At 64.1% G+C, this 13,218-nt stretch carries 12 protein-coding genes; 1 reads left to right on the top strand and 11 read right to left on the bottom strand.

What is annotated here, in order from left to right:
- Nucleotides 1-2: 2 nt before the first annotated feature.
- From RHP72_RS14390 to RHP72_RS14350, 9 genes are all read right to left on the bottom strand, one after another.
- Complete coding sequence (locus RHP72_RS14390; RefSeq protein ID WP_030536425.1) at nucleotides 3-512, bottom strand: shikimate kinase; 510 nt, start codon at nucleotides 510-512, stop codon at nucleotides 3-5.
- Nucleotides 513-525: 13 nt separating this feature from the next.
- Nucleotides 526-1,713, bottom strand: a complete 1,188-nt coding sequence (aroC, locus tag RHP72_RS14385) for a chorismate synthase (RefSeq protein WP_081558810.1) — start codon at nucleotides 1,711-1,713, stop codon at nucleotides 526-528.
- A 111-nt stretch (nucleotides 1,714-1,824) separates the two neighbouring features.
- Nucleotides 1,825-2,523, bottom strand: coding sequence for a S1 family peptidase (locus RHP72_RS14380; protein WP_007728030.1), 699 nt, complete (start codon nucleotides 2,521-2,523; stop codon nucleotides 1,825-1,827).
- Nucleotides 2,524-2,748: 225 nt separating this feature from the next.
- Nucleotides 2,749-3,270, bottom strand: coding sequence for an A24 family peptidase (locus RHP72_RS14375; RefSeq protein ID WP_232330040.1), 522 nt, complete (start codon nucleotides 3,268-3,270; stop codon nucleotides 2,749-2,751).
- Nucleotides 3,271-3,452: 182 nt separating this feature from the next.
- Nucleotides 3,453-4,292, bottom strand: a complete 840-nt coding sequence (locus RHP72_RS14370; RefSeq protein WP_081557839.1) for a shikimate dehydrogenase — start codon at nucleotides 4,290-4,292, stop codon at nucleotides 3,453-3,455.
- Complete coding sequence (gene mltG, locus RHP72_RS14365; RefSeq protein WP_042445689.1) at nucleotides 4,282-5,592, bottom strand: endolytic transglycosylase MltG; 1,311 nt, start codon at nucleotides 5,590-5,592, stop codon at nucleotides 4,282-4,284. The genes RHP72_RS14370 and mltG overlap by 11 nt, the downstream gene beginning before the upstream one ends.
- On the bottom strand, nucleotides 5,589-6,122 hold the full coding sequence (gene ruvX, locus RHP72_RS14360; RefSeq protein ID WP_003944838.1) for a Holliday junction resolvase RuvX: 534 nt from the start codon (nucleotides 6,120-6,122) through the stop codon (nucleotides 5,589-5,591). Before ruvX ends, mltG begins: the two co-directional genes overlap by 4 nt.
- Before the next feature lie 2 nt (nucleotides 6,123-6,124).
- On the bottom strand, nucleotides 6,125-8,797 hold the full coding sequence (gene alaS, locus RHP72_RS14355; RefSeq protein ID WP_311094830.1) for an alanine--tRNA ligase: 2,673 nt from the start codon (nucleotides 8,795-8,797) through the stop codon (nucleotides 6,125-6,127).
- 77 nt (nucleotides 8,798-8,874) lie between these two features.
- Complete coding sequence (locus tag RHP72_RS14350) at nucleotides 8,875-10,314, bottom strand: replication-associated recombination protein A (protein WP_370852743.1); 1,440 nt, start codon at nucleotides 10,312-10,314, stop codon at nucleotides 8,875-8,877.
- 96 nt (nucleotides 10,315-10,410) lie between these two features.
- Here RHP72_RS14350 and RHP72_RS14345 point away from each other — a divergent pair, with 96 nt between their 5' ends.
- On the top strand, nucleotides 10,411-10,791 hold the full coding sequence (locus tag RHP72_RS14345) for a nuclear transport factor 2 family protein (RefSeq protein ID WP_003944973.1): 381 nt from the start codon (nucleotides 10,411-10,413) through the stop codon (nucleotides 10,789-10,791).
- 71 nt (nucleotides 10,792-10,862) lie between these two features.
- On the opposite strand, the gene RHP72_RS14340 is transcribed toward RHP72_RS14345, so the two are convergent.
- Entirely contained in the window at nucleotides 10,863-12,044 is a 1,182-nt protein-coding gene (locus tag RHP72_RS14340) for a kinase (RefSeq protein ID WP_047270379.1), read from the bottom strand.
- Between the two features lie 191 nt (nucleotides 12,045-12,235).
- Nucleotides 12,236-13,201 (bottom strand): DUF389 domain-containing protein, encoded by a 966-nt coding sequence (locus RHP72_RS14335; protein ID WP_042448764.1) that lies wholly within the window; start codon nucleotides 13,199-13,201, stop codon nucleotides 12,236-12,238.
- Nucleotides 13,202-13,218 lie beyond the last annotated feature (17 nt).

Below are 13,218 nucleotides of genomic sequence, written 5' to 3'. Positions count from 1 at the left end.
GTTCATTTGTCTTGAAGTTTCGACACCAGTTGCCCGACGACACGCGCCGGACTTCGGCCGTCGGTCCGAATCCGAATCGTGGCCGAACGCCGGTACAGCGGACGACGACGCCTCATCAACTCCTGGTACTTGACCTTGGGATCTCCGCCGGCCAGCAGCGGGCGATGATTGTTCGCCCCCGTGCGGCGAAGCCCTTCGGCGACACTGATCTCGAGGTAGATGACCGTGTGCCCCTGGAGCAGTTCGCGCGTGCGATCGGAGAGGATCGCACCACCGCCGAGCGAGACGATTCCGTCGGTGGCCTGCAACGCTTCGCGAACCACCGATTCCTCGATCTCACGAAACCGAGGCTCTCCGTCATGGGTGAAGATCTCCGGGATCGTCCTACCCGTGGTCCGTTCGATCTCGGCGTCGGTATCGACCAATTCGAGTTCGAGTGCCTGCGCGAGACGTCGACCGATGGTCGATTTGCCGGCACCGGGCGGACCGATGAGTACAGCCTTCGGCTTCATCGATACGTGAGTCCTATCGAGGCGGTCGGGCTGCGATGCCCTCGGCGTAACGACGGTAGTTGGCAGTGGTTTCAGCAATGGAATCACCACCGAACTTTTCGAGTGCGGCCTGAGCCACGACGAGCGCGACCATCGACTCGGCGACGACGCCGGCGGCCGGAACCGCGCACACGTCGCTGCGCTGGTGGATGGCAACCGCTTCCTCGCCGCTCTCCATGTCGACCGTCGCCAGAGCGCGCGGAACCGTCGAGATCGGCTTCATCGCGGCGCGAACTCGAAGAGCCTCACCATTGGTCATGCCACCTTCGATTCCGCCTGCGCGGTTCGTGGAGCGCACGATGCCGTCCGGGCCCGGACGGATCTCGTCGTGAGCTTCGCTGCCACGACGGCGCGCGGTCTCGAAGCCGTCGCCGACCTCGACACCCTTGATGGCCTGAATTCCCATGAGAGCAGCAGCAAGTCGTGAATCGAGACGCTCGGCGCCGCTGACGAAAGTGCCGAGTCCGACCGGCAGGCCGTGGATGACGACCTCCACGACGCCACCGAGGGTGTCGCCGTCCTTCTTCGCCGATTCGATTTCGGCGATCATCGACTCTTCTGCAGCCTTGTCGAATGCGCGGACCGGGCTCGCGTCGATCGCGTCGAGATCCTTGCCCTCCGGCACGGGTCCGACGTACGGCTCGGAAGCACCGATGGAAATAACGTGTGAAACGACCTCGGCACCGAATACCTGACGCAGGAAGGACCGTGCGACGGTTCCAGCGGCCACGCGGGCTGCGGTCTCGCGAGCGCTGGCGCGCTCGAGGACGGGACGCGCGTCGTTGAAGCCGTACTTGAGCATGCCGCTGTAATCGGCGTGTCCGGGACGCGGGCGCGTCAACGGGGCATTGCGAGCCTGATCGGCGAGCAGGTCCGGGTCGACCGGGTCGGCGGACATGATGGTTTCCCACTTGGGCCACTCGGTGTTGCCGACCTCGATGGCCACGGGGCCACCGAGCGTAAATCCGTGGCGGACACCGCCGATGATGGTGACCTTGTCGGCCTCGAACTTCATCCGTGCGCCACGGCCGTAACCGAGTCGACGACGGGCAAGTTCGGACGAGATGGCCTCAGAGGTCACTTCGACCCCCGCGACCATGCCCTCGAGCATCGCGACGAGGGCGGGACCATGGGATTCTCCGGCAGTTATCCAACGCAGCACGCCGACCATCTTTCCACGTCGCAGACCTCAGTTGTCACAGTGGTCCTCCCGGTGAACACAGATGGCCCACACGCACGAGGCGTGTGGGCCATCTCAGAGGTACCTGTGGGTCTAGAACAGGCGGAATCCTCCACCGTTTGCGTTGATGTCAGCCAAACCGATGTTGATGTCCGCCGAGTTGTCGGGAGCGTGGAACGGCGGCGGAAGCGGCTCGAAGCAGTACGGCGGGTAGCCGTTGCTGATCAAGCCCACCAGGCGGTCACCGACGACGAGCGGTCCACCGGAATCACCGGGAATCGAGCACGTGTGCTCGACGATCTCACCGTAGACGGAGTCGTAACCCCAGGTGATACCGCACGTGTTGCCGGTCGAACGGCCTTCCTTGCACACGATCGTGCCCGGTGCCGGCGGGGCGCCGATTCCGTTGATCGTCGTGCCGCCGACGGTACGCAGCGGAGCTACCTTGGCGTCGTCGAGATCGATCACGGCGATGTCCGAGACCGGACTCGAGTAAGAGAACCGACCGATGGGTCCGGCCTCGGGCAGGTACTCGGCGAACACCCGGTCCCCGACAACTCCGCAGTGTCCGGCGGTGAGTGCCACGAGAGAACCGGCGTTGTCGTAGCCGACCGCAGTCAACGTGCATGCTGCAACTCGGTCAGGATCGGAGTGATCCACGTCCGGCAGCAGGATTCCTGAGCCCCCGCCCAGTGCCACCGATGAAGGTGCAGGCGCGGCGCCGGCGACGCCCGCTCCTGCAGCCACAGCCGCCAAACAGGCTGCCGCAGCGACGAAAAGCCTTGTGCGCATAGGTTCCCCCGATAATCGAGTGCGAAACGAGATTCGTTTTGTCCCATTTCCGAAACCTCAGTGAACGTCAGGATGTGGACATTCGGCAAGTCCGACTCGCCGCATACTGGGACCGCGCGCTGGCAATACCCGCATTTATGAAACCGACGGTTACGTCTTTCCTGCAGTTCACCGTCCGTCGTTGAACGGTCAATAACGCCAGACTTCTCGCGGATGTTGCACTCGTCACGTCAGCCAGGCAAACGCAATCGAACCGCAGGCTGCCAGGCACATCGAGGGTCCGTGCGCAATGGGCGAATTGTGGGCTACCAGCCCTCGTCTTCGCAGTTCCAGCGCGGTGCCCAGCGTTGCGGTGAGCACCGAGGCAGACACCAACGACCACAGCCAGGCGTCCGCTCCCACCAATCCGGTCACGGCGCCCAGAGGAAGCGAGAGCTTCACATCGCCGACGCCCATGGAACCAGGCGACATCACGTGCGCCAGGAGGTGGATTCCGGCGAGCAGTGCCGACCCCACCACCGCCACCCACACCGTTCCCGACACCGTCGCGTAGACCATCACGACGGCGTAGCCCGGCAGCGTGAAACTGTTGGGCAGCCGACGCACAGCCAGGTCGACAGTCGAGATCGCGACGCACCACCACACCACGGCGAGACCGGAAAATAACTGCACCACCGAGGTATTCAGCGCACCGACGACAACCCAGCCTGTTGCGACGGCGCACTGCGGCACACAACAGAAAGTCACGACTGGTCGATAACCGTGTCGCCGCAACCAATTGTCGACGATCGCCCGAGCTCCGAAGCCAGCGACTACCCCCGAGCCTGCCAAGACCATCAATGTCCACATGGTTTCGAGCTTGGCGTCTGCCGTTCGCCAGCGGCAGACTACGAATCGTCTTGTGGACTACCTCGACACTGTGAACAGACCTAAGCGATAGCGGCTGCCATCGCCTCTCGCGGAGCGGGCTTGCCCGTGAACTGCTCTACCTGCCCGAAGGCCTGATTGAGCAACATCTCGAGGCCACCGATCACCGTGCCACCGGCCGCCTCGACAACCGAAGCAAGTGGCGTCGGCCAGGGGTTGTAGATCGCGTCGAGGACAAATCGCGCCTTCCCCAATTGCTGGGCAAAGGGCGCTGCCGCTTCCGCGGGAACGGTACTGACCAAAACCGAGGATTCGGCACAGATCCCGCCTAGCTGTGCGTCGTCGAAGGCGACCAGATCAATGTCCAACCCGACCGCGCCGCCGCATTCGATGGCACCGGATGCGCGCCCCGGATCACGCGCGACCACGGTGACTGTCCGAACTCCCATGTCGGCCAACGCGACCAATGCCGGCCGCGCGGTGCCGCCCGCGCCGACAACTACCGCCGAAGTGCCGCTGAGATCGCCGACACCGCCGGCGATCAACGCACCGCTGACTCCGTCGACGTCCGTGCAGTCGGCACGCCAACCGCCGTCGATGCGAACCAGGGTGTTGGCCGAGCCGATGGTCACCGCTCGCGGTGTGCGTTCGGTGGCATATTCGAGTGCTGCGATCTTGCCCGGCATCGTCACCGAGAGGCCGATCCATTCGGGGCCGAGTGAGTCGACGAGGGCAGGCAACTGCTCGCCGGTGCATTCGATCCGCTCGTAGGTCCAATCGCTCAGCCCCAAAGCCGCGTACGCCGCAAGATGCAGCAACGGGGACTTCGAGTGAGCGATCGGGCTTCCGAGAACTGCCGCCTTACGTGGCGTCGCGAGCGAAGTCGCGGTACTACCGTCCACTGTCGAGAATCCCACTTTGCTGTGCCAGTTCGATGTTGGCCAAATGCTCCTCGTAGCTCTTGGTGAAGAGCGTCTGGCCTTCCTTGTTGATCGTGACGAAGTACAACCAGTCACCGGCCGCCGGCGATTCCACGGCCTTCAGTGCGTCGATGCTCGGCGAAGCGATGGGCGTTGCAGGCAGACCCGGCATTGCGTACGTGTTCCACGGCGTGACGCGCTCACGGTCGGCATCCGTGGTTGCGACCTCGGTGGTGTCGAGTGAATAGTTGACCGTGGAGTCGAACTGCAGAGGCTGATCGACTGCGAGTCGGTTGACGATCACCCGCGCGACCTTGGCCATGTCAGCGGGCAACGCCTCACGCTCAACCAGCGACGCTGCCACCAACAACTGGTACGGAGACATTCCGACCCCGCTGCCGGCTGTCAGAATTCCCGTGGCCTCGTACTTGGCGGCGCTACCCTCGACCAACGACCGCAGGATCTCGGTCGGTGTCGCAGTGGGATCGAAATCCCAACTGCTGGCGGCGATCAGGCCTTCGAGCTGACGGTCCTTGTCCGGCACGCTCTTGACCGACGACATCGCCCATTCGGGCACGCCGAGCGAAGCCAGATCGGAAGATGCTCCCGCAGTGTTCAATTCGTCTGTCGAGACACATTTCTGAGCGGAAACCGGGCCGACACAACTCGCCTCGGAAATGAGGTTGTAGATGCCCTTCTTGAGCGAGCCGGTCTGCGCGTCCGAACTGTCGTGCAGCTGACGCCCTTCGGCGATGACAACACTGCCGACTCGGGAGTCCGGGGCAACCAAGGTGTCGAGTGCGCTCGCGGCGCTACTCTGCACCGGCACCTGGTAGAAGCCGGGTTGCACCTTCTGGATCTCAGACGGATTGGCGATCGCCGCGTTGTAGAAAGCAGCGGAACTCGCGACGACGTTCTTCGCCTCGAGCGTCGCACCGATCTCCGATGCAGTTTCTCCACTGTTGATCTGGATGACCACGGGTGCGCCGCCGGGGCCGGCAAAATCCTCCGCGGTCTTGTTGCGATCCATGTACCAGAGAGCGCCGTATGCACCGACACCGAGGACTGCGATCACCAACACCAGCAGGGCGAGAACGCCGACCTTCTTGCCACGCTTGGCGCGCTTGTTGCGCGCTTCGCGTTGCTTGCGTGCCTCGGCTCGCGACATATGCGGCGGATCGATGTTCTGCGGCAGTGCACGCATGACCATGGTCTCGTCGTTGTCGAAGTCGAACGAACTGGTGGGCCGGCTTCCGCCGCCCTCATCCCACCGCGCGTTCACAGATCGCCCTCCAGTGCAGCGTCCTTCGACGACTCCCCTGGTTTCACAGCTCTACTCCGCTCGTCCAGCCAGCCTTGCAGGATTTCCACCGCCGCAGCCTGATCGATCATCGGTCGCTGGCCGCGTGCCTTGACTCCACTTTCGCGGAGATTGCGCGCAGCCGTGACGGTCGTCAGTCGTTCGTCGGACAGTCTCACCGGGATCGGTTCGACGGCCCGCTGCAGTCGTTTGGCGAATGCAGTCGCGATACCGGCGGCTTTACCTTGCTCACCGCGCAGCGTCTGTGGCAGTCCGACGATAACCTCAACGGCCTCGTATTCGGACACGATGGCGATAATGCGCCGGATATCCGGCGCGTCGGGCCCACGCTCCTTCGAGCGTGGAACCGTTTCCACCGGTGTCGCGAGGATGCCGTCGGGGTCGCTGGACGCGACGCCGATGCGAACACTGCCCACGTCGATGGCGATGCGCCGCCCGCGACCAGGGTCGTCGATGCCGGGGCGATCGGGACCCTGCTGCGTAGCCACCACCGTCAGCTGCCGCCCGCCAGCTCTCCGACTCTGTCCCGGATCGCATCGAGCGCCGCCGGGATTCCTGCGGAGTCCGAACCCGAACCCTGGGCCATGTCGGGCTTTCCGCCGCCGCGGCCGCCGATCTTGGGACCGAACGACGCGACCAGCTCACCGGCCTTCACACCGAGACCTTGAGCTGCCTTGCTCGAGGCGACCACGAACGGAACCTTGCCGTCGACGTCACCGAGCAGAGCTACGACGGCAGGTTCGGAGCCGAGGCGACCCTTGATGTCCGTGACGAGGCTGCGCAGGTCGTTTCCGCCGACTCCGGCGGGAGCAGGCTCGGCGATGACGAGGACACTGCCGATGCGCTTGGCCTTGGCGACGTACTCGCCTGCTGACGCCAGCACTGCCTTGGCCTTTGTCTGTTCGAGTTCCTTCTCGGCCACCTTGAGTCGCTCGACGAGCGCCTCGACGCGGGCGGGCACCTCTTCCGAAGGAACCTTCAGCGAGGAGGAGAGTCCGGCCAGGAGCGCGCGTTCCTTGGCGAGGTAGCGGTAGGAGTCCAAACCGACGTACGCCTCGACGCGTCGGATTCCGGAGCCGACCGACTGTTCACCGAGCAGCGTTACCTGACCGATCTGTGCGGAGCTTCCGACGTGAGTGCCACCGCACAGTTCCATCGAGAACGGGCCGCCGATTTCGACGACGCGAACCTCGTCGCCGTAGTTCTCACCGAAGAGTGCCATCGCACCCATCGCCTTGGCCTTGTCGAGATCCGTGACAAATGTGTTGACCGCGTAGTTCGACGCCACGGCTTCGTTGGTGAGTGCCTCGATGTCCTGCTTCTGGGAGTCGGACAGCGCGCCCTGCCAGGAGAAGTCGAAGCGGAGGTAACCCGGCTTGTTGAGCGAGCCTGCCTGCACCGCGTTGGGGCCGAGCACCTGACGCAGCGCCGCGTGCACCATGTGGGTGCCGGAGTGCCCCTGGGTTGCACCCTTGCGCCACTCGGCGTCGACGTGCGCGAGTACGACGTCGCCCTCGGTGATCTCGCCCTTCTGCACCGTCACCTTGTGCGTCCAGACCTTCTTGGCGATCTTCTGTACGTCGTTGACCTTGGCTTCGAGGCCCGGAGCGGTGAGCGAACCGATGTCGGCGATCTGTCCACCGGACTCTGCGTAAAGCGGGCTGCGGTCGAGGATGACCTCGACGTCCTGACCGGCCTTCGCGACCGGCACGCGGACACCGTCGACGATCAGTGCGAGGACGTGCGCCTCGGAGACGAGCTCGTCGAAACCGGTGAACTCGGTGGCACCTCGGTCGAGCAGTTCCTTGTAGACCGTGAGGTCGGCATGGGCGTGCTTGCGCGCTTGAGCGTCGTCCTTGGCGCGCTTGCGCTGCTCGGCCATGAGCGCGCGGAAGCCGTCCTCGTCCACGGTGAGACCGGCCTCGGACGCCATCTCGAGCGTGAGATCGATCGGGAAGCCGTAGGTGTCGTGCAGTGCAAATGCCTGATCGCCGGCGATGACCGACTTTCCGGACGACTTGACCGTCTCGGCAGCATTCTCGAACAGAGCAGAACCCGAAGCCAGCGTCTTGAGGAACGCGGTCTCCTCGCCGACGGCGACGTTCTCGATGCGCGTGAAGTCGGTTTCCAAAACCGGGTACGACGGCGCCATCGTGTCGCGGACGACGACCATGAACTCGCGCATGGTGGGCTGCTCGCTGCCGAGCAGTTTGGCCGAACGCACGATGCGACGCAGCAACCGGCGCAGGACGTAGCCGCGGCCGTAGTTGCCGGGGTTCACACCGTCGGCGATCAACATCGCTGCGGTGCGTGCGTGGTCGGCGATGACGCGGAAACGGACGTCTGAAGTGTGGTCGGTCCCGTAGACACTGCCGGTCAGTTCGGCGGCCTTGTCGATGACGGGGCGGAGAAGATCTGTCTCGTAGACGTTTTCGACGCCCTGCAGGAGGAACGCAACGCGCTCGACGCCCATGCCGGTGTCGATGTTCTTCTTCGGCAACGGTCCGAGGATCGGGTAGTCGCCCTTGTTGGTGCCCTCGCCGCGCTCGTTCTGCATGAACACGAGGTTCCAGATCTCGATGTAGCGATCCTCGTCGGCTTCGGGGCCACCCTCGACGCCGTATTCGGCGCCGCGGTCGTAGAAGATCTCCGAGCAGGGACCGCACGGCCCGGGAATGCCCATGGACCAGTAGTTGTCCTTCATGCCGCGGCGCTGGATGCGCTCTTCGGGCACTCCTACCTCGTCGCGCCAGATCGAGAACGCTTCGTCGTCGTCGAGGTAGACGGTGGCCCACAGGCGCGTGGGATCGATGCCGTATCCGCCGTCCTCGACCGAACCTGTCAGCAACTGCCAGGCGTGGGAGATGGCTTCCTTCTTGAAGTAGTCACCGAAGGAGAAGTTGCCCGCCATCTGGAAGAAGGTGTTGTGGCGGGTGGTGATGCCGACCTCTTCGATGTCCAGGGTGCGGACGCACTTCTGCACGGACGTCGCCCGTGAGTAGGACGGCGTCTGCTGCCCGAGGAAGAACGGCACGAACGGAACCATGCCCGCGTTGACGAACAGAAGGTTCGGGTCGTCGAGAATCAGCGAGGCGCTGGGCACCTCGGTGTGGCCGGCCTTGACGAAGTGGTCGAGGAATCGCCTGCGGATCTCGTGGGTTTGCACTAACCGGTCCTTACCTTCAAGAGCGTCGAGCTATGGGTGTCCAGACTAACGCGTCGGCCGGTGGAACCTGGCAGGCGTCAGCCACGAACTATTCGGCGAAGTTTGCTCACCCGATCGGCGATCTCCCGCTCGTTGCCGTGCGCGGTGGGCTGGTAATAGTCGACACCCACCAGATCGTCCGGTGGATACTGTTGCCGCAGAACACCATCACGTGTGTCGTGCGGGTACTTGTATCCGACTGCGTTGCCCAATTGCTCGGCGCCCTTGTAGTGCCCGTCACGCAGGTGCGGCGGTACCAGTCCGGATTTTCCGGCGGCCACGTCGGCCATGGCCGCGCCGAGTGCGGCGATGACCGCACCCGATTTGGGAGCCGTCGCCAGATGAATGGTGGCCTGTGCCAGCGCCAGACGAGCCTCCGGCATACCGATCAGCTGCACTGCCTGCGCCGCGGCGGTGGCAGTCTGCAGCGCCATCGGATCAGCCATGCCGATGTCTTCGCTGGCGTGAACCACCAGACGCCGTGCGATGAAGCGAGGGTCTTCGCCCGCGGTCAGCATCCGTGCGAGGTAGTGCAGGGCGGCGTCGACGTCTGATCCACGAATGCTCTTGATGAATGCACTGATGACGTCGTAGTGCTGATCTCCGGCACGGTCGTACCGAACCGCGGCCTTGTCGACACTGGCCTCGACGGTCGCGAGGTCGAGCACCACCGGGCCCGAAGCGTCACCGGCCGTGTCCAGTGCAGCTCCGGCGGCAGCCTCGAGTGCCGTCAGGGCTCGGCGGGCGTCGCCGGCCGCCAGACGAACGAGGTGTTCCATCGCGTCGTCGTCGATCGTGATCGCTCCGCCGAACCCGCGTTCGTCGGCGACAGCGCGCTCGAGCAGTTCCTGGACATCCGCAGCGGTGAGCGATTGCAGTTGCAGGACCAACGAGCGCGACAACAGAGCGGAGACGACCGAGAACGACGGGTTCTCGGTGGTCGCGCCGACCAAGAGCACGATGCGGTTCTCGACCGCGGCGAGCAAGGCGTCCTGCTGGGTCTTGGAGAAGCGATGAACTTCGTCGATGAACAAGACGGTTTGTTCGCCGTTCAGCAGGCGGCGGCGCGCGAGTTCGATGACACCGCGGACTTCTTTGACTCCGGCGGACAGAGCCGACAGAGCCTCGAACCGGCGGCCGGTAGCACCCGAGATCAACGATGCGAGCGTGGTCTTGCCGGTGCCGGGAGGTCCGTACAGAAGTACCGATGCGGCGCCGGACCCCTCGACCATTCTGCGGAGTGGCGCGCCGGGCCCGAGTAAGTGCTGTTGGCCGACAACTTCACCAAGAGTGAGCGGACGCATGCGGACAGCCAGAGGAGCACCGGGCGGCACCGAGGACAGGGCGCGCTCGGCTACAGACACGACATCTGGTTCGTCGACGATCGCGGATTCCTCCGGAGTTGCCTCGAACAGGCCGTCTTCCGCCACCACGCCGTCTTTCGCCCCCACACTGTCTTCCGCTTGCCAATCGCTCACGAATCGACGCTACTAGAGACCACCGACGCCCGACACAATCCGCTGTTCCGCCAGCCCTCACCCAGTCGTGAATCCGCATTGGATAGCGTTGTCGCCATGAGCACCTCCGAGATCGCCACCGTCCTCGCGTGGCACGATGCACTCAACTCCCAAGACGTCGACACTCTGCTGCAGTTGTCGAGTGACGACATCGAGGTAGGCGGCCCCAAGGGCGCGAGCCAGGGACTCGCTGCCCTGCGCGAGTGGGCCACCAACGCCGGCATCACGCTCGTCCCCGGAAAGATGTACGTCCACCACGGCGTGGTCGTCGTCGAACAGACCGCAACGTGGGCGGCCGAACCGGACAAGTCCGCGACCCTGGCCTCTGCTTTCCGAGTCGTGGCCGACCAGGTGACGTCGACGTTCCGGCATCCCGATCTGGCGACAGCGCTCGCGGCGACGGACCTGTCCGAGAACGATCTGGTCTCCGACAACTGAGCGGACTCGACCGAGAAAGGGCGCTCGTGCTTCGTGCACGGGCGCCCTTCTGCATATGGTCAGTCAGAAACTCAACTGAACTCGGTGCGCAGAGCCGCCACGACGTCGCGGGCGTGTGCCTCGACGGCGGCGTTGCCGGCGAGCTGAGCCGAGCGTGCGAGCCTGGCCCAGCGTCCGACCAGTGCGTCGGCGCGTGGAATCGAGAGATAATGTTCGCGGACGGCGGCGATACGCGAATGATCCTCGGGCAGGTACAGATAGGTACTGAGCCAGACCCAGATGAGTTGGGCCTCGACGATCCGGCGGCCCAATTCGGCCTCGTCGGCCAGGGCGGGCCACATCCCCACTACCTCGGCCCGCCAGGCATCGACCATCGCCGACGCCCGCTCTTCGGTCAGGTCGATGTTGCACAGGCAACCGGGGAAAGACACCAACGCGTAGGTGATGTCGAGGAGGGCATCGCGGTAGCCACCCCACTCGTAGTCGAGGAACTGCACGCCGTCGTCGTTGACAATGATGTTGTCGGGGCACAGGTCCGACGGACTGAAGGCACGGAACCGGCCACCGCTGAACAGTGTCTGCGCATGCTGAACCTGCTCGAGAATGTCCGAACTCACATCGATGCCGAGACTTTCCACCAGCATCGCGGGAACACCGGCCACTGCGCGTCCCACCTGATCCGCAACTTCATCGGAGCAATGGGCAACCTCGGCTCGACGCAGCAGTGCGGTGAAGTCGTCCTCCCGGCCGACGGTCGCGGCGTGCATGCGTCCCATTGCCTGAGCCATGGCCATCAACGTGTAAGTGACGGTGTCCGGGTCGGAGTCTTCGAGTCGGACGCTGATTGCGGTGGCGTCGCCGAGATCACTCAGGATCAGGAGGCGAGCATCGAGGTCGGACGCCAACAGTTCGGCGCCGGGGCGTGCGTCCTTGGCAAGCGCGTTGGCGAACTGATACGACACCGCTTCACGAAGGAATGCGGTCTCGACGTCGAAGTCACCTTCGGACGCGGCCGGGAGCGCAATCGCTGTTTTGGTAGCTCCCTGGAAGTTGTCGCGGACCTGCTTGATCACCAAAGTTCGGGGCAGGGAGAACGGGTTCTCGGCGACACGAACGCGCAGCACGACGGTGCGGCCACTCCCCCCGAGATCTACGGGATCCACCAGGGTTACGGGTGCCCCTGTGCGGCGTGTCAGCAACTGCTCAGCAGCTGCGACGACTTCGGAAACGGGGTCTGCCAGTAATGCGGTCATCACCGACCAACTTACCCGTTAGTGACTCCGATCATGCCCAGCTCGTCCGCTCGCAGCGGAGAATTCAAGGCCTCACAGCATCAGAAATTGCCGACTACCTGCGGTGATGACAAAAGTCCCCAATCGCCACACCGGCACACAGTTCTCTCGAGAATTTTGCTGTCGGTGAGCAGAACTCCGAACCGGCGACGTCATGGAGTTTTGTCCTCGTCGACAAATCGAGAAATGCCTTTCAACGCTGCTTCGAATTCCTCGTCGGCCCGGGTTCTGAGCCAGAGAACAAGCACGCAGGCAGTGACGATCCCAAGCAGGTTGACAGCCAGTTGCAGAGACGACAACCCGGCGATCCGCCATTCTCCGTTTGCTGCCGCAACCACCGCGAAACCGGCGGCAGGAACCGTGGTGACAGAGATGAACACCCCGACCAAGGCAGCGGACTTCGACGAGACGAGTGCCAGCATCCCAGCCGCACCGGCAAGAAGCGCGACGACAAACGAAATGGGCCCGACCTTGTATACGAAATCGACCTCGTGGAGTGACTCGAGACTGACGACGTCCATCCATCCGAAGAACTTCACCACGAACGTTGCGGCAAGCGTCACGCCCATCGCGATGGGGAATCCGACGGCAAGCGCGAGAATCGAACGTCGACGCAACCGTCGATCTCGCCGTACGAGTGCGACTGCCAAAGCAGCCAGCGGACCGAACTCCGGACCGACGACCATGGCGCCGACGATCGTGATCTGAGAGTCGGTGACGACGCCGATCGCGGCCAGCAGACACGCAATGGTCAGGAACGCGACGAACAATCCGTTGAGAGTCGACTCTTCGCGAGTGCGGGACAGCAATTCCTCCCACACGACGGAATCCGCGGGATCACCAGGCACGTCACGCTCGGCTTTGCGCGCCGACGCCGACAACACCGTCTCGACCGGTACGAGCGTCATTCCGCCGTCCTCGGCGACGCCGAGTTCGTTCAGGGCATCGACGACGTCGTTCGCCGCCTCACGGGCGACGTCGGCCTCCACCATGTCGCCGGCAGGATGAACCGCGACGTCGCGCATCACGACGATGTGTGTCGCGCCCCGCTGCGACGCGAGCGCACCGAGAACTTGCTCGGTGCGCTCGGTCGGGCAGATCACCCGCAAATGCAGCATGGCGATCCGGTGTCGGC

The organism is Rhodococcus sp. SG20037 (assembly GCF_031763325.1).
GTDB lineage: Bacteria > Actinomycetota > Actinomycetes > Mycobacteriales > Mycobacteriaceae > Rhodococcus_F > Rhodococcus_F qingshengii.
Note: the sequence above shows the minus strand (reverse complement) of the source record. Positions and strands in the feature narration are given on the sequence as shown.